Below are 18,407 nucleotides of genomic sequence, written 5' to 3' on the forward strand. Positions count from 1 at the left end.
ATAAAAGCAAGGAATTATTTAGGAGTTGAGTACATGAAGGATATTGAATTAGCGAAGGAAATGTTAGAAAAGAGCGCACTCACTTTGGTCATTGTCAAAGCGGAAAAAGTAATATTTTCTAGTAAAGATAAAGGAATTAAGCCTATGTATACAGTCATAGCGACTATGAAAGAAAAACTTGATGGTGCAAGTGTCGCGGATCGAGTAATCGGAAGAGCTGCTGCCATGCTGTGTAAATATGGGAATATCAAAGAACTACATACAAAGATTGTTTCTGAAGGGGCTGTGGAAGTACTAGAAAATAGTAATATCCTATTTAAGTACGAAGAAAAATTTCCCTATATAAAAAATAGAGACAAGACAGATATGTGTCCAGTAGAAAAACTATCACAGGATACAGACAACCCCGCTCTTTTATTAAAAAGAATTCAAAACTTCTTAGAAAATATAAAGAATGAGAATAAATAATGTTTATCACACATATAAATAAAAGGCTTTGCATTTCAAATTCATAAAAAATATGTATATAAATACAATGATATAGAAATCATTGATTTGAGAGCGAATTCTCAATAGATTATGTATAGGTTAAAATAAAAAATACTGTTTTTTATTTATATGATGAGGATTATGATTCATATCATATAAATTAATTATGATCCTTTAATGTTTAATCATAAACTTTGAAGAGAACAAAATAGAATAAAAAATAAAACCATGAAGGTATTTTCCAAGTAGGAAACTTTCATGGTTATTTTTATGAGGAGGAATTATAATGGATCAAAGATTAAAAACAAAGAATTTAATATTAAGTGGGTTATTGCTTGCTATGGGGATTTTATTACCGATGTTTTTTCATAGTGCAGGAATGATGGGAAAAGTATTTTTGCCTATGCACATACCTGTTTTAATAGGGGGATTTATATTATCGCCTTATTTAGCTTTCGCTTTGGGGGTACTTACGCCTCTTATTAGTGGAGGAATTACAGGGATGCCGGTTATGTTTCCAATGGCTGTTATTATGGCATTTGAGTTAGGAACCTATGGACTTATAGCTTCGTTGGCTACGAGAAAAATGAAGTTACCTGTTATGCCTACACTCATCATATGCATGGGCGCTGGAAGGATTATAGCGGGTGTAGTCGTATTCTTTTTTGCACAGTTTTTTGGCCTAAAAATGAATCCAATTCTTTTTATAAAGGGTGGAATCGTTACAGGACTTCCTGGAATAGGCGTCCAATTAATAATCATTCCAGCTGTAATATATGGATTAAAAGGCATAATAAGAAATGAATGGATAGAAGGATAGTTAAATAGATAATGCTAGAGTTGAGTATGATTACTTGACTCTTTTTTTTTTTTATCTTTTTGTAAGACTCTCATTTTTGATAGATATACTAAGCGACTAACATCAAATTTAAATTTAGGTGAAGTAGAATCATCATCTCAATCTTCAATGTGCTACTTTGCTGATGATTTAGAGGATTTTGCAATATCATACAAAACACGAATAATGATTTTTGAAAATGAAATAATGAAGAGCAGAATAGGTGATGAGATATATAAATAAATATGTAATGCACATATAACATTCATATTATAGGAAATATGATAAAATATTCCGATTATGCTGAAACAATAAGGAGATAGTTGCATGTGATTACGAATAAGGTTGTGTATAGATATTTCAATTCATGTTAAAATTTACTTTTAAGAAAAAATTTGGATATAAACGAAGGAAAAAAGGTAGCCATACGTACTATTCGTTACTCAACTTTCGCAGTTTAAAAAGGAATCCTATTCCTAGAATAAGCAGCATTTTTCTGCAATGAAAAACAAGAACATAGCCTTTTCGGATATAATTGAATCACCATAAATCAACTCCAAAAGAAAAGACTGTTCTCGATGACTTCGATTATACCAGATTTTACAAATAATGAAAAGTAATTAAAATCTACGTTCGAACTTTTCTTCAAAGAAAATAAAATTAGTTCGTTTTTGAGGCAGTTAAATGTGTCAAAACTAAAAGGGACATCTTGCATTTTTGTCTCTTGCAAAAGAATTTCAATGTCGTTCATATGATGCTATGGTTGCTCGTACAACGATTGTCTTTATCAGATATATCATGCTGAATTTAGAACAACGAAAAATACTGATTTCCGAACATTAGGTAATATTTATTATTATTGTTGCGAGGAGCTAGAAGATATTTACTTTGCATCATCTATGCAGATTTTATTGGATTTGTTGAAAGAAGCTTTGCATGAAAAATTATTTCTTATAAAAGAACAAATTAATTAATTTATGTACTACTTTATTGCTAGCTTACCTGTTTTCTTCAAGGAGAGACTGACTTTTTCGTCCTGCGAAAGGTGCGTTAAAATAAAATTCATATCTCATTGTATGAGTAATCTATATATAGTATTAAATTTCAAAATTTGATATAATTCGTCAAATATATGTTGACAACAAAAATAATTGGGAATATTATATATAAAGAGGCCTACTGATATTGATTATCAATATTATTTAACAAAAAGTATCATCTATTTACATCTACTATAAAAAAACGGAGGTTTACAAATGAACAATCACAAAATCTACAAGAAAAACTTAAGCTTTATTTTAATATTTGCTATGTGCTTTGTCACCTTATTTTCTGGGTTTAATCCTGTAGTAGCACATGCGAATGAAATTCACAATCTTTCACAAGATGATGAACAAATTTGTGAACAATATCGAATAAATAAAGCCTTTGATGGAGAAATCATTATCAAATACAAACCTGGAACCGTAAAAAAGCACAGTGCTTTAAATAATCTATTCAAAAGTAAATCTAATACTTACAAAGAAATACAACCTATGCTTTATAAGCTAAAAAAGGGTGAGAGTGTTGCTGAGGCAATTAAAAGATTCAGTAACGATGGCGAAATTGAATACATCGAACCAAACATAAAATACAGAATTTGTAAAAATGCACTCTCTTCTGAGGAGACAAGCAATCAATCTGTAAGTAGTGCTGTATATCATCAAATAACAATTAATAAAACTTCTGAAGATGTAACAGTTTCTGAAAGAGTATATATTGATAAATATTTTGATCAACAATGGGCACTAAAAGATATTCAAGCTGAAAAAACTTGGCAACAGCTTGGGAAAGTTAAAGGTTGTGCAGTTGTTGCTGTATTAGATACAGGTGTTGATTATATGCATCCAGATTTAGAAGGAAGAATCATACAAGGAGAAAATTTTGTAAAAGAAAAGAAAAATGGAAGCAAATACCCAATCGATTATGGGATTATGGATGATAATGGCCATGGTACTTTTGCATCTGGAATTATTAGTGCTTTATATAATAATGGTCTTGGTATAGCAGGACTTGCAGGAGAATTGGATGTAAAAGTTCTTGCTGTAAAGGTTATGAATGATGATGGCGAAGGAGATGTTTTTGAAATATCTGAAGGTATTCGCTATGCAGCAGATGAAGGGGCAGATATTATCAGCTTAAGTCTTGGCGGAAAAGGCTATAGTCAAACAATGGCAAACGCCGTTAAATATGCACAAGACAAAGGTATTTTAGTTGTTGCTGCTGCTGGAAATGATGGAGAAGATGGAAGTGATTTTTATCCTGCAGCATATCCTGGGGTATTAACAGTAGGTGCTATAGGAGTAGATGATAGTATTGCTGACTTCTCGAACTTTGGTGAAGTATTAGATATCATGGCACCAGGGGTACAAATTTATTCTACTTCTATAGAAAGCGAAGCTGAATTTGGAAATGAAAAAGATGGATATTATGCTAAATTTAATGGTACGTCATTTTCTTGCCCCTATGCAGCAGGAGTAGCTGGTGTTTATAAATTAACACATCCTAAATCAACACCAGAAGAAATCAAGGAAGTTTTAATACAATCCGCTTACGATTTAGAAGATGTAGGCTGGGATGAAAAAAGTGGTTATGGTAAATTAAATATGTATACTACATTAGACCAAAATGGAGGAGTTGGTAGATACATCAAAATTCAAAACTTAAAAAGAAATGATTATTTAAGAGATGAAGTAACTTTAACTGCTAGCGTTTTAAGGGATTATGATGAAATAAATAAAGTGGTTTTTTATTTAGACAAAGTAAGTAAAAAAAATATAATCTCAGAAATAAAAAATCCTAAAGTGAACAGATACACTTCAAAATGGGATACAACAACTCAAAAAAATGGTACTTATCAACTTATTGCAGTAGCTTATAAGGATAATGTAAAAAAAGGAGAAGATATTATCCCTATTAAGATAGTGAATGAAGTTACAAATGGAATGTTATTAGAAGTCAAAGATCCAGATGGAAACCCTGCAATCAATTCCCATGTAAATGTGTATATAAAAGATACAGAACATGAAGAATATGATTATGATAGAATTTTTACAGGAAGAACCAATCATCTAGGAATCGTAAGAATCCCTGGTACATTAGGACAAGATTTAAGTAGTGTACATGTCATCATACAAGGTGGATTTGACTATAAGGACATGCCAAAGGGAACAAGTTTATTTATCTACAACAAAACATTAACAGGTCCTGGGAAATTTACGATCACAGGTAAAAATACTCAACCCGTACAATTTAAAACTTTAGATAAAACTGAGTTAGAAATTACAGATGTGGCTTATTATGCAACAGCAGTAGATAAAAATGGTGTGAATATTGGTACAACCAATGAGCTAAATAATAATAAGCAAAAATCACCCATTATATTTATAGATCAAGGTTCTTATGACTTCTTCTCATATAGCAACATCAATGGGGACACTTATTTCTTAACAAAATGGGCAAAGGATATAAAAAAACATCAAGAGAAAATGACAATGATATTTGATGGGCAAAAGACAGGACAAATTAATTTAATAACAAATAATGAAAATAAAGTAAAAGCAGGTATGGTATATCTTTACAACGAGAAGACAAATGCCTCTTTAGGAATAAAACTCGGTGGAGAAAATGTATATGTATCTAGTGATACATATAGGTATAAAGTAGATGCAGAAGTAGAGGATCTAAATGGAGGCCAAAACTGGATTTATACTTTTGACAGCGGTAAAAAAGGGATTGAAATTCCAGAAAATAAAACAGTAAATATATCAGCAGGCGGAAAAATCAATATTGCTAATTTTGATTTAAGTTATGAAGCAGTAGAGGATCACGTGCTTGAAGCAAATAAGATCTATAACAAAGATAAAATTAAAATATTTAAAGAAGATGGTACAACTATCGTGAAATTTCCAATTGGATATGAACTTTTTCAAACATTGAATAGATTTGCAGACAGTTATGGAAATTTTGTATGCAAAATCAGCAGAGGTTCATTAGGGAAAAATGGTATTATGAAAAAAGAAGATATGAGTAAAATTCAATCTGAAGATGTATTACAGCCTAGATTCAGAGTTATTAATAAACAAACTGGAAATTATGAATATCCTATGTATTGGGAATACTTTAAAGATACCCCTGACTATTCTCCAGACGGTGAAAAAAGTTCAACATTCTTTGAATTTGCATTTTGGGATATTATGAGTCTTGATGGTAAGGTTGGCGATTATGAACTTCAGCTATCCTTGGATAAAAATCCTTTAACAGATGGAAATTTAGCTAAAAAACTAATCGCAAGACTTTATGATGATAATCTTCATAAAATTATTACTTATGATGAGAATTGCATCACAACTCATGTAAACCCAGATACACATTTAACAGTTCCTTATATATATATATATAGCTTAAAAGATGATATAGATGCTATAAGTAGTGCTTCATTAAAACAAAATAATCCTATGGAGGATGGAGAAGTTGATGCTACAAGCAGTGCTTCCATTAATACGTCTAAGGAACATTGGGAGCAAGTTTATGGTGCTTGGGGTAATAAATATCAAAATGAAGGATATTTTGGGACAGTAGCTCTTGATTCTACTATCAAGCTATCTAAAAAAGAAAATGGGAACCTAGCAGTATTCAGATATACTTTAGGAGATGATCGATACTTATATTTATTTAGACCATTTACAAATCTTGAAGATTTAGATAAAGAAATTCATCTAAAAGATATAAAAATTAGACAAGTCGATTTAAATGATCTTAAATCAAATGGTAAAACTGTAGATCATATAAGTAAAGGAAACAATTTAATTTATCGTCTAGAAAATCATAAAAATCTACCAATTCGTATGCCTATATTTAAAAATCATGTATGGGTAGAAGAAGGAACCTATAGCCTTGATGGACAGTATATCTCTCATGCAGATGATAATGGGGATTATACAAATTACTATGTTGTTGAAAAAGATGTAAATGTAAATGAAGATAAAAATATTACATTTGATATTTCTAAAACAGCAAAACTTGTATTAAAACCAACTACAGATGGCTTTAAAAAATGGAAAGGGGCAGCATTGCTTCCATATAGTGATTATAACCAAACATTCAAAATCGAAGAAAGTCAAGGAAGTATATTCTATATTCCAACAGATATAGATTATAATAGTATCAATATTGTTTTAGGGCTTAGTGATCCTGAAAAACCTTCATATATATGGAACTATTTATTCCAAAAAGAAGGAAGTACTAATCTAGAAGCTGGTAAATCCTATGAATTACAAGTTGGTGGAAACTTAAAACCAGTCATTGAACTAGAAAAAAATACTTATAAAAGTACAGAAAACATAAATGGTTACTCAGCAGTGCTTGATGAGTATAACAACAGGCTTTTAAGCACAAGAATTAGTCCCGATCATGAATGGTTTGATGTAGATAAGAGAAATTCAAATACCAAAACTACGCTATATAGTCTTTCAAATAAAGGTATCTTTACAGCTACTTATGATAAAAAATCTGACTATATCATCCAACATGAACAAAAAGATAATGCAAATCTTGTATATCCATATATAAGACTATACAAGAAAGAATCAAATGGAAATGAACAACTTTTATACAATGAATCCAAACCACGTTATTACCATAATTTTGATGAATCCTTAATAAGCCTAGGAAATGGTCAATATCGTGTAGAACTTGCATATGCAGGAAATCCTAATGGATCTACCTTTACTGGAAAAGATAAAGGATTGTTTACAATTAATAATAGTTCTTCTAGTGGAGGAAATTCATCTGGGAGTTCAGGTGGAGGTTCTCCAAATAATAAGTCTATTCCTAACGAGAAAAATATAGATCTTTTAAAAGAAACAAAAGCAAAGGAAATTGGAGATAAAACTGTAATTTCTATTGAAGAAAAGAAACTTCAAGATCTTAAAAACAATAAGAACTTAGAAAAAGTTATATTAAATATGTCCAATAAAAAAGATATTGAAATCAAGTTAGCTGGTAATGCTTTAAAGGACTTAGTAAAATCTAATACAGTTATTACTTTTGATATTCAATCTCAAAGTGCAGGTTATCAATTACCTGCTTCTGCAATCAACTTTGATGAAATAGAAAAACAATTAGGTTCAAATGTAGAAAACTTAAGTGTAAATATCAGTACAATAGATGCAAAGACAGAAAAAGAAATGAATGAAATATTCCCGAATGCTCATGTAAAATCATTAAGCAAACCAATAAACTTTACTATTGAAGTAAAAGGGGAAAATGGGAAAACTATTACAGTACATGATTTTGGTAAAAACTATGTAAAAAGAACCATCTTATTAGATTATAATGCTATTGATAAAAACAAAGCTACAGGTGTACGGTATAACCCTATTACAAAAGAATATAGCTTTGTTCCAACAATATTTAAAGAAGTTGATGGAAAATTAGTAGCCACTCTAAAATCTCCTTCTAACAGCTTTTATATCGTTGTTAAAAGCAGTAAAACCTTTGATGACGTACAAAATCATTGGGCAAAAAGAGAAATAGAAACCCTAGCATCTAAATTTATCATAAATGGTGTATCAGAAAATCATTTTGATCCAGATAAAAATATCACTCGTGCAGAGTTTATCACATTATTAGTCAAATCATTAGGCTTAAATACACATAAAAATACAGTTCAATTTAAGGATATAGCATCAAATGATTGGTATAAAGATACAGTATCTACTGGAGCCTACTATGGTCTAATAAGTGGCTATAAAGATCAATCATTTAAACCAAATAAGGCCATCACTAGACAAGAAATGGCTGTTATCATTCAAAAAGCTATTGCTTTAACAGGAAAAGATTATCAAAACTATGACTTAGATAGAACGCTTAAAATCTTTAATGATCAACCTTCTATGAGTGATTGGTCTAAGAAAGCTATTTCTACAATGGTTAAAACAGGAATAGCCAAAGGAAGAAATGAGAATGAATTTGCACCACAGGCGAGTGCTACACGTGCAGAAACAAGTATTATGATCTATCGTTTATTAAATTTTTTAGAATTTATTGATTAAAAAGAATCCTTTCTCAAAGACCACTGAAAAAGTAATAAAATGGTACTTTTTCAGTGGTCTCTATATAAACTTATATCCGTTATCCAAATATATCTTCTATATATTCCTTTGTTCTTAAATCCCTAGGATTCTCAAATATCTGATTATATTCTACAATCTCTCCATCTAATATACTAGACAGGCAAGCTTCAACTGGTTTGTAGTTATTGTCATTGGATTTATAATTCGTACAGATACTTTAGGTATTACTTCCGTAATTCGTGATTTAGACATTTCACAAAAAATATATACCACTATGATACATTTCTTTCGGTCAACATCTTGGTAACTACAGTCGATGCTTAATCAATGGATGCATTGTGTAAAAAACTTTTCTGCATTGCACTTTCTTTAAAAATCCATGATGGTATCCGAATTATACGTCCTTGGGATGCGCATGAAACAGAAAAGGTAGTCAGGTGGTAGAAATGATTAGAGATGGATGAAAGTACCCTCATGCATCTTGTTACAAAAGTGAAAATGTCTTCTTGATTTAGAGTCAACAAGTATGATAAAACTTTATGCTTATCGCTTCAAAATTAAAGGTACTTTCAGAGAACTGAAACAGATTATAGATGGATTTAGTTATCAATTTTGGTCCTAAGTCAATGCCAAAACTAAAAAGATATTTAAAGAAAGATGAAGAACAGCCTATTGAGGAAATAATATCACAAAAAGATAAAGGCCTGGTTTTGGCAACAGTAAAATCTATAGAAGGTTATGTCCTAATGAGTGCCATTGTTATAGGGTTATTACAAATTTTACCACTTTAATTTTCTTTCGATATGAATATATCAAGAATTCCTATACACTTTTTAAGAACAAAATCTGAAAATATTCATGTAGAGCCTTTGGATTATGAGGATTTGCTCGGTTCCTAAGAAAATATAAGTTTTGACTGTCTAGTACCTATTGAAATTTTTATATTTTTAATATAAACTATAATAAAGAAAAAGATTTTATTATTGTATGCATATAATCTGACTGATGGATTTTATTCATGAGGAGGATCTGTGATTTTGAAAGTCTAATTGCAAGGATTTTTCTGAGCAAAAGGTGAGAAAGTGAGTATATATTAATACTATGACTTTATAACTTTCCTTATCTTTTAAGGAGAGTTTTTTGTGTTTAATTTTATTAATGAGGTGTTTTATGAAAAAAGTTAAAGGATTTATTGTACCAGCAATTATTTTTTGCATATGGTGGAGAGGTTCAGAATTAGGTTTGTGGAATGCTTATATTATTCCCCACCCTATGAAGGTAGTAAATGCTTTTGTAATTCTTTTTAAAAAAGGGATTTTATTCAAGCATGTAACGGTAAGTTTATATAGAGCCTTGTTAGGTTTTACGATTTCATTTATATTTGCTTTTTTATTAGCCATTTCATTGTCTTTCAGTAAAAATCTACTAGAATTATTAGAAAGAATTTTAGATTTTATGAGACATATTCCACCTATGGCATTAATTCCTGTGTTGATCTTGTGGTTTGGTATTGGAGAAATGTCTAAGCTTGCGGTCATTATATTGGCTACATTTTTTCCAATATTTTTAAATACATTAAGTGGGATTATGTGTTGTGATCAAAAGCTTATTGAAGTTGGAAAAGTATTTGGATTTAGTAAATTTCATATTTATATAAAGATTATTTTTCCACAGGCAATACCATCTATTATGGTAGGTGCTAGATTAGGATTTGGATATAGCTGGAGGGCTTTAATTGGTGCAGAAATTATTGCAGCTTCATCGGGACTAGGGTATATGATTTTAGATGCAGAACAATTATCAAGACCAGATATTATTATTGTGGGGATTTTTACTATTGGGATACTTGGTTCTACGATGGATTATATTTTATTTAAATGTACAAATTGGTTTTTACATTGGGAAAAACAGGAACAAAGAGGTGGGGAAAATTGGCTCAGCTAGTGATAAGAAATCTATCCAAGAAATTTCATATACACAATAAAGAAATTACTGCGCTAGACAATATAAATTTATCAATTAATGAAGGAACCTTTGTAACAATTGTGGGTAAAAGTGGTTGTGGGAAGACGACGCTTCTAAAAATTCTGTGTGGATTAGAAGAAAAAACATATGGAGAAATTACGACGAATTGCAAAAACATAGGGATTGTTTTTCAAGAGCCAAGATTGATGCCTTGGTTGACGGTTGAAGAAAATATGCAATTTTCATTGCTAGAAAGAAACCATGAACAAAAATATTTAGTAGAAAAATATTTAAAACTGTTAGATTTGTATTCATTTAAGGATGCATATCCATCGCAAATATCAGGTGGAATGGCACAAAGAGTATCTTTGGGAAGAACTCTTTGTTATAATCCAGATATTATTTTAATGGATGAGCCATTAGGTGCATTAGATGCTTTTAACAGGAGAAAGCTTCAAAAAGAAATCATAGACCTTTTTTTAAGAGAAAAGAAGACCATTATTTTTGTTACCCATGATGTAGAGGAAGCAACTTTTTTAGGACAAAGGATTGTTGCATTAGATCAAGGACGCATGATTAAAGATATATCCAATAATTTAGAGTATATAAGAAAAATCAATGATATTGATTTTTTGAATATTAAGGAAGAAATTTTAAATGCTATTTTAAGAGATGTGCAAGGGTAAGTAATTTATTTTAAATATAACAAACAAAAAGGGGAGAGGGACATGAAAAAATTTATAAAGCTTTTATGTGTTATTTGTGTTTTGATATTAGTATTAACAGGTTGTGGTAACCGCACAAATGAAGAGACAAGTGCTTCTAGTGTGCAAAGTCAAGTTGAAACAATAAATATTTCCTATGTTACAGCACCTTTAAATGTACCATCTATCATTGAAAAAAATGAAAATTTATTTGAAAAAGAGTTTGGTGACATAAAAATAAATTTTCCGGAAATAACCCAAGGTTCTAAAATGACAGAAGCTATTGCAACAGAAGATTTGGATTTTTGTAATGCGCTAGGGGGTACTTCAGCTATAATAGGAAAGGTAAATGGAGTGGATTTAAAGATTGTTGGGATCTATTCAAGAGCACCAAAAGGTTTTACCATTATGACAAATGATAAAAATATTCAGTCAGTAAAAGATTTAAAAGGAAAGAAGATTGCAGGACCTAAAGGAACGATTTTGCATCAATTATTGATTGCAGCAGGAAATGAAGCAAATGTAAGTATTAATGATATGAAATTTATCCAAATGGACATAGGAAATGGCGTATCGAGTATGATGAGTGGAAATGTAGATGCAGCATTAGTTGCAGGACCAGCGGTTATAAAAGCTCAAGAAGGTGGTGCGCATATTCTTAGAAATGGAGAAGGGCTATTAGATGCTACGATTGTCATTGGAGTAAGAGCGGGATTTTTAAAAGAACATCCTGACCTTGTAGAAAAATATATGCATGTTCATGAAAATGCATTGAAGATTATGGAAGAAAATGAAGAAAAAATGGTTAAAATGGTAGCAGAGGAAACTGGGGTTTCTGTTGAAGAGGTAAAAGCCATGTATCCATGGTATGATTTTAATCCAATGATTACAGAAAAAGATATAAAAGAGCTAGAAAAAACGCAAGACTTTTTATTTGATAATGATATGATTCCAGAAAAAATAGAACTAAAAACGCTTTTAATAGAGAAGTAAATAAATCCTCCTTGGAAATCTTTCTAAGGAGGATTTATTGTATTTATATGTAGCGTGTGTATTGATTGCATATGAAAGTTGCGTTATACTTTGGAAAGTAATAAAAAATAATAAAAGATAATTAAAAAATATTGGATAAATGAAAAGGAGTGTATTATGAGATATAAAGCAGTTATTTCTGATTTAGATGGAACATTATTAAATAGTGATCATAAAATAAGTGATTATACAAAAGAAATCATTCATAAGGTAATTGAAAAAGGCGTTAAATTTTTTATTGCAACAGGAAGACATCATATGGATGCAAGTTATATCCGAGAACAATTAGGATTAGATACAACACTCATTACATCAAATGGGTCTAGGGTGCATAATGAAAAAAGGGAAGAAGTTTTTGCTTATGATCTAGATGAAGAAATTGTACAGAATATTTTAAATATGGATTTTGATTCTGATATTTATGCAAATATGTATTTAGGAGATCGGTGGCTTGTTGAAAGAGAAAATAAATGGGCAAATCAATTTAAAAATGAATCAGGTTTCTTTTATGAAATTATAGAGTTTAAAAGCTTAGAAACCTATAAGGCATCAAAGATTTTCTTTATATGTGAAGAGCATGAAAAATTAGTACAGGTGAAAGAGAGAATAGAAGAAGCATTTCACGGGCAATTAAATATAGCCTTTTCTCTTCCAGAATGTTTAGAAATCATGTCCCAAGGGGTTTCAAAAGGAATGGCATTAGAGAAGGTTTTAAAGGAATATGCTATTTATCCAAATGAAGTAGTTGCCTTTGGGGATGGATTCAACGATTTGGAAATGTTAAAGTTCGCAGGAAAAGGTCTTGTGATGGGAAATGCACAAGACAAGCTAAAGATGGTACTTGTGGGTCATGAAGTGATTCAAACAAATGATGAGAATGGTGTGGCGAAGTATCTTGAAGAACTATTTTTATAGCAGATCCTTAAAGAAAATCATGAAATCCTCCGTGCAATAATGATATATATAAATAGGCTTTTAAGATACATAGGTTAAGGGGGTGATAATAATGGACAAAATTTTTTATACTTTAGGAGTAGCAAGTATTGGTGGATTTATTGGAATAAAATTTAAAATTCCAGCAGGGGCTTTTATAGGGGCAATGATTGCTGTAGCAATTTATAATATTTGTACTGAATTAGGGACATTACCTTCAAATTTTAAATTAGCTGCACAAATTGTTGTTGGGGGTATGATTGGGTTAAACTTTACAATGGATACAGTACATGCACTAAAAGATTTAATTGTACCTGCGTGTATATTAATAGTAGGATTAACATTTTTTAGTATAGGTTTAGGATTTATCATTTCTAAACTTACAGGATTAGATTTAGTAACTGCCCTTTTTAGCTGTTCACCAGGAGGGCTTACGGATATGGCATTAATCTCTGAAGCCTATGGTGCGCAAACACCTAAAGTTGTACTACTGCATTTAATGAGACTAATTACGGTTATAATGGTATTACCGATTGTTATAAAAATGTTTACACGGTTTGTGCGATGAGAAAAAATTCCGAAAGAATAAAAATAGGATGGAAATTTTTCACCCTATTTTATTCTGAAATTTGTGTAGTTCCTCTTTGAAGACCTGTAAATCCTGTACGGACGAGCTCAATGATGCCATAAGGGGTCATAAGTTCTGTAAAAGCAGAAATTTTCCCGAAATCACCAGTAAGTTCAACAGATAATGTTTCACTAGATACATCAATGATTTTTCCTCTAAATATATTGATGGTTTCAATAATAGCTGCTCGGTTTTTAAGAGGGGCGTGTACTTTTAATAGAATTAATTCCCTATAGACAGATTGCCCGGGCTTTAATTCTATTACTTTAATCACATTGATTAATTTATTGAGTTGCTTTTTAATTTGCTCTAAGGTATAGTCGTCTCCGCTGACAGTTATGGTCATACGTGAAACCTCTTTGTTTTCTGTTTCTCCGACAGATAAACTATCTATATTATATCCTCTTCGACTGAACAACCCTGCGATTCTACTCAAAACTCCAGAATTATTTTCAACCAATACGGATAATACATGTCTATGCATATGCATCCCCCTCTATAAGGTACTAAATTTTGGATCAACCATACATTCTAGCAGATAGCCTCTTTTGCTTTTCAAAGCGCTTTGGAAAGCGGATTCAAAACTTTTTATAGAATCTACCCTTTCACCAGGCAAGTCATAAGCTTCTGCGATTTTCACAAAATCAGGATTTTTACTCAATTCAATAGCAGTGTACTTCCCTCCACAAAACATATCTTGTAGCTCTCGAACCATACCTAATCGACTATTATTAAAAAGGATGATGATGATATTCAAATCATTTTCTGATAATGTACCTAATTCACCTAAAGACATTTGGAGTCCAGCATCGCCTACAACGCAAAGTACCGTTTTTTCAGGAGAAGCGAGTTTTGCACCGATGGCTGCTGGAAGACTATAACCCATGGTACCTAATCCGCCAGATGTGAAAAATTTACGATTCTCCTTTATGACAAAGTTACGTGCAGCCCATATTTGATTTTGACCTACATCTGCTGTAAGGATGGTTTCTTCGTCAACAACATTAGATAAAAACTTTAATGCTTCTTTTGGATTTACATAGTTTTCATCATATGTTTCTTGATGATTTTCTTTCATATTATTTATTTTTTCCATCCATGTAGCTGTTTCAAGGGGGATACATTTTTTTATAAACTGACTTAATATTATTTTTGCATCACCAACGATAGGAATGGTGGTATCAATATTTTTGCCTACCTCAGCAGGATCGATATCAATGTGAATAATACTTTCTTTTTCATGTAATAGATTCATACCAGCAGTAGCACGATCGCCAACTCTTGTACCAATAATCATCAGTAAATCACAATCCATAACAACTTTATTTGAAAAACTGTGTCCATGAGAACCCACCATCCCTACGTAATAAGGAGAATCTGAAGGAAGTGCGCCAATCCCCATTAATGTGTGAACAACAGGAATTTTTGATTTCTCTGAAAAAATCTTTAGTTCTTTTGAAGCTTTTGCACAGATAATGCCACCACCAACGCAAATCAAAGGTTTTTTGCTATTTTTTAATTTTTGTAAAGCTCTTTTGATTTGACCCGTATGTCCTTCGTAAGTGGGTCTATAGCCTATAATATTTACATTCTTTGGATATTCAAAGTTGATATTTTCATTTTGAATATCTACAGGAATATCAATAAGTACAGGACCAGGTCTACCTGTAGAAGCAATATAGAATGCTTCTTTTATGATTTTAGGAAGATCTTGTGCATTTTTTACTAAATAATTATGTTTGGTAAAAGGCTCAGTAGCTCCTGTAATATCAGCTTCTTGAAATACATCTTTTCCAATAGAGGTAGATTTTACTTGACCTGTAATGATGACAAGGGGAATAGAGTCCATATAAGCAGTTGCAATGCCAGTAATTAAATTAGTTGCGCCTGGACCTGAGGTTGCTATACAAATTCCTGTTTTACCGCTAGCTCTTGCATAACCACTGGCACTATGAGCAGATGACTGTTCATGTCGAACTAAAATATGTTTTATATGGGACTTTCTCAAAGCGTCATAAAGGGGGAGTATTGCCCCTCCGGGATATCCAAAAACTAGATCTACATTTTCTTCTTCTAAACATTTTATGATTGCATTTGAAGCTTGCATAATATCTCTCCTCTTTATAAAAAAATCATATACCGTGATCTATTGTAGTTGTGTATTGTAACAATGAAATTTTAAAAAAAGTTAGACTTGCTTAGTAGTAAAAAGATGAAAATAGGTTAATAAAAATGATTTTAAGTATTGTAACAAAATATATGTGTATATGTCAAATGTATTTAATGAAAATTCAGAAAAAAATATGGAGACGACAAACTGAGAATATTTACAAAATAAAATTTTTAAAAAATATTCGATAAATGGTTGACAGGGAAATAAAACTTTGATAGAATACGTGACAATACATTAAAAATTAGTAAAATGATAAAAGCAATGATGGAGAGCACATTTTTTTATAAGCAGTTTCAGAGAGTCGGTGGTTGCTGTGAATCGATACTGTCCTAAAATGTTACTCGCTCCTAAGCTTTTTCTCTGAAATCATAGTAGGAGATAAATGAGTGGCCTCATTATCGGCTAGAGTTTGATTGAACTTGAAAAGAGAGGCTTTTGTAATTGAACAAAGAGCAACTCAAGGTGGTACCGCGGGGAAAAATATATCTCGTCCTTGAATAAGATGTTATTCTTGGACGAGTTTTTTATTACAAAAAAATAGGATAGATAAATTTGGGGAGGATTGAACATGGCAAAGCAAATAAAAATATTTGATACAACTTTAAGAGATGGAGAACAATCACCGGGATGCAGTATGAATCTTCAAGAAAAAATTCAGATGGCAAAGCAATTAGAGCTTTTGAAGGTAGATGTGATTGAGGCAGGTTTTGCTATTGCATCCCCTGGAGATTTCACTTCTGTAAAAGAGATTGCAAAGCACATAAAACATTGTACTGTTGCAAGTTTGGCAAGAGCGTTACCAAAGGATATAGATGCTGCGTGGGAAGCTATAAAATATGCAAAGAGCCCAAGGATACACACATTTATTGCCACATCACCTATTCACATGAAATATAAATTACAAATGGAGCCGGAGGAAGTTCTTGAAAATGCTGTAAATATAGTAAAATACGCTAAAAAATATTGTGAAGATATAGAATTTTCAGCTGAAGATGCGACAAGAAGTAATCCGGAATTCTTAGCAATGCTATTTGATAAGGTCATCAAAGCAGGTGCAACGGTTATCAATATTCCAGATACGGTAGGATACACCACACCTGATGAATATTATCACTTTATAAAAACAATAAGAGAAAAATCGTCTCAGTTAGATAAAGTAGACATATCTGTACACTGTCATAATGACTTGGGAATGGCGGTGGCAAATACATTGGCTGCACAGAAGGCAGGAGCTACCCAATTTGAGTGTACAGTGAATGGGATTGGAGAAAGAGCAGGAAATGCAGCATTAGAAGAGATTGTTATGGCAATGCATACAAGAAAAGATGTCCTTGGTTTATACTGTAATATTGATACAACACAAATTGTGCGGACAAGTAAACTTTTAAGTACCATAACAGGCGTACAGGTACAACCGAACAAGGCTATTGTTGGAACAAATGCTTTTGCTCATGAATCAGGCATCCATCAGCATGGGGTATTACAAGAGCGAACTACCTATGAAATTATGACACCTGAATCTATAGGGCTTTCTCAAAATAAGATGGTACTTGGAAAACACTCAGGAAAGCATGCTTTTGAAGATCGATTAAAAATTTTAGGATATGAGTTATCAAAAGAAGAGTTAAGTAAAGCTTTTGAACAGTTTAAAGAATTGGCAGATAAAAAGAAATCTATTTATGATAAAGATATTGAAGCCATTGTTACAAGAAATACTATTGTTTATCCTGAAGTATATAAACTTAAGCGATTTGTGATTAACAGTGGAAATACCATTACATCTACTGCAACAGTAGTATTAAGTAATCAAGATCGAGTCATAGAGGAAGTATCCATAGGGGATGGACCTGTAGATGCAGCTTTCAAGGCTGTTGAAAAAATTGCAGGCATAGAGATTACGCTAGAGGATTATGGATTACATTCTGTTACAGAAGGAAAAGACGCACAAGGAGAAGCTATTCTGAAACTGAAGCATGATGAAAAAATCTATACGGGTAGGGGGCTTAGTACGGATGTTGTTGAAGCAAGTATCAAAGCTTATATAAGTGCAGTCAATAAAATAATATATGAAATAGAAGGAATTAACGAAGTATAAGGAGGAGAAAACTATGGGAATGACGATGACACAAAAGATACTAGCAGCACATGCAGGGCTTGAAAATGTAAAAGCAGGGCAATTTATTGAAGCCAATTTAGATATGGTACTAGGAAATGATATCACAACACCAGTAGCTGTAAAGGAATTTAGAAAGATGGGTGCAGAGAAAGTATTTGATCAAAAGAAAGTATCCATTGTTCCTGATCATTTCACACCCAATAAGGATATAAAAGCGGCAGAGCAGTGCAAAATGATTCGCGAATTTGCATATGAAAAAAATATAGAAAACTATTTTGAAATAGGAGAAATGGGCATTGAACATGCACTTCTTCCTGAGAAAGGATTGGTTGTAGCAGGAGATGTAGTAATTGGTGCAGATTCTCATACTTGTACCTATGGGGCATTAGGTGCATTTTCTACAGGGATTGGTAG

At 31.7% G+C, this 18,407-nt stretch carries 13 protein-coding genes and 1 other annotated feature; of the genes, 11 read left to right on the forward strand and 2 right to left on the reverse strand.

The window, feature by feature from the left end:
• The first annotated feature begins 33 nt into the window (after positions 1–33).
• The 9 genes from EV214_RS06820 to EV214_RS06860 all read left to right on the forward strand — a co-directional run bounded on the left by EV214_RS06820 (position 34) and on the right by EV214_RS06860 (position 13,644).
• Entirely contained in the window at positions 34–468 is a 435-nt protein-coding gene (locus EV214_RS06820) for a DUF1893 domain-containing protein (RefSeq protein WP_132244049.1), read from the forward strand.
• 307 nt (positions 469–775) lie between these two features.
• Positions 776–1,309: an ECF transporter S component gene (locus EV214_RS06825; protein WP_132244051.1), complete on the forward strand. Its 534-nt coding sequence runs from the start codon at positions 776–778 to the stop codon at positions 1,307–1,309.
• A gap of 1,274 nt (positions 1,310–2,583) precedes the next feature.
• Positions 2,584–8,421 carry a S8 family serine peptidase gene (locus tag EV214_RS06830; protein WP_132244053.1) on the forward strand — a complete coding sequence of 1,946 codons (5,838 nt, stop codon included), beginning with the start codon at positions 2,584–2,586 and terminating at the stop codon, positions 8,419–8,421.
• Between the two features lie 614 nt (positions 8,422–9,035).
• Complete coding sequence (locus tag EV214_RS06835; protein ID WP_132244055.1) at positions 9,036–9,233, forward strand: hypothetical protein; 198 nt, start codon at positions 9,036–9,038, stop codon at positions 9,231–9,233.
• A gap of 379 nt (positions 9,234–9,612) precedes the next feature.
• A complete protein-coding gene (locus EV214_RS06840; protein WP_207669637.1) occupies positions 9,613–10,386 on the forward strand; it encodes an ABC transporter permease in 774 nt (257 codons plus the stop codon).
• Positions 10,374–11,093, forward strand: a complete 720-nt coding sequence (locus EV214_RS06845) for an ABC transporter ATP-binding protein (protein ID WP_132244057.1) — start codon at positions 10,374–10,376, stop codon at positions 11,091–11,093. The genes EV214_RS06840 and EV214_RS06845 overlap by 13 nt, the downstream gene beginning before the upstream one ends.
• A gap of 42 nt (positions 11,094–11,135) precedes the next feature.
• Positions 11,136–12,104, forward strand: a complete 969-nt coding sequence (locus EV214_RS06850; RefSeq protein WP_132244059.1) for an ABC transporter substrate-binding protein — start codon at positions 11,136–11,138, stop codon at positions 12,102–12,104.
• Between the two features lie 156 nt (positions 12,105–12,260).
• Complete coding sequence (locus EV214_RS06855) at positions 12,261–13,058, forward strand: Cof-type HAD-IIB family hydrolase (RefSeq protein ID WP_132244061.1); 798 nt, start codon at positions 12,261–12,263, stop codon at positions 13,056–13,058.
• Between the two features lie 91 nt (positions 13,059–13,149).
• Entirely contained in the window at positions 13,150–13,644 is a 495-nt protein-coding gene (locus tag EV214_RS06860) for an AbrB family transcriptional regulator (RefSeq protein ID WP_132244063.1), read from the forward strand.
• Positions 13,645–13,693: 49 nt separating this feature from the next.
• Here the strand turns inward: EV214_RS06860 and ilvN are convergent, their stop codons facing one another.
• On the reverse strand, positions 13,694–14,188 hold the full coding sequence (ilvN, locus tag EV214_RS06865; RefSeq protein WP_132244065.1) for an acetolactate synthase small subunit: 495 nt from the start codon (positions 14,186–14,188) through the stop codon (positions 13,694–13,696).
• A gap of 12 nt (positions 14,189–14,200) precedes the next feature.
• A complete protein-coding gene (gene ilvB, locus EV214_RS06870) occupies positions 14,201–15,811 on the reverse strand; it encodes a biosynthetic-type acetolactate synthase large subunit (protein ID WP_132244067.1) in 1,611 nt (536 codons plus the stop codon).
• Positions 15,812–16,129: 318 nt separating this feature from the next.
• Positions 16,130–16,375 (forward strand) — a binding site (T-box leader).
• Positions 16,376–16,445: 70 nt separating this feature from the next.
• Between ilvB and EV214_RS06875 the strand changes: the two genes are divergently transcribed.
• Positions 16,446–17,972 (forward strand): 2-isopropylmalate synthase, encoded by a 1,527-nt coding sequence (locus tag EV214_RS06875; protein WP_132244069.1) that lies wholly within the window; start codon positions 16,446–16,448, stop codon positions 17,970–17,972.
• Positions 17,973–17,985: 13 nt separating this feature from the next.
• The coding region (locus EV214_RS06880) for an aconitase family protein (protein ID WP_243116580.1) at positions 17,986–18,407 on the forward strand (422 nt) is incomplete at its 3' end.

Source organism: Marinisporobacter balticus (assembly GCF_004345705.1).
GTDB classification, from domain to species: domain Bacteria; phylum Bacillota; class Clostridia; order Peptostreptococcales; family Thermotaleaceae; genus Marinisporobacter; species Marinisporobacter balticus.

Coding starts and splice junctions, on each gene's coding strand:
- EV214_RS06850 (WP_132244059.1), top strand. CDS start 11,136: ATGAAAAAATTTATAAAGCTTTTATGTGTTATTTGTGTTTTGATATTA.
- EV214_RS06875 (WP_132244069.1), top strand. CDS start 16,446: ATGGCAAAGCAAATAAAAATATTTGATACAACTTTAAGAGATGGAGAA.
- ilvB (WP_132244067.1), bottom strand. CDS start 15,811: ATGCAAGCTTCAAATGCAATCATAAAATGTTTAGAAGAAGAAAATGTA.
- ilvN (WP_132244065.1), bottom strand. CDS start 14,188: ATGCATAGACATGTATTATCCGTATTGGTTGAAAATAATTCTGGAGTT.
- EV214_RS06820 (WP_132244049.1), top strand. CDS start 34: ATGAAGGATATTGAATTAGCGAAGGAAATGTTAGAAAAGAGCGCACTC.
- EV214_RS06835 (WP_132244055.1), top strand. CDS start 9,036: ATGGATTTAGTTATCAATTTTGGTCCTAAGTCAATGCCAAAACTAAAA.
- EV214_RS06860 (WP_132244063.1), top strand. CDS start 13,150: ATGGACAAAATTTTTTATACTTTAGGAGTAGCAAGTATTGGTGGATTT.
- EV214_RS06855 (WP_132244061.1), top strand. CDS start 12,261: ATGAGATATAAAGCAGTTATTTCTGATTTAGATGGAACATTATTAAAT.
- EV214_RS06825 (WP_132244051.1), top strand. CDS start 776: ATGGATCAAAGATTAAAAACAAAGAATTTAATATTAAGTGGGTTATTG.
- EV214_RS06840 (WP_207669637.1), top strand. CDS start 9,613: ATGAAAAAAGTTAAAGGATTTATTGTACCAGCAATTATTTTTTGCATA.
- EV214_RS06830 (WP_132244053.1), top strand. CDS start 2,584: ATGAACAATCACAAAATCTACAAGAAAAACTTAAGCTTTATTTTAATA.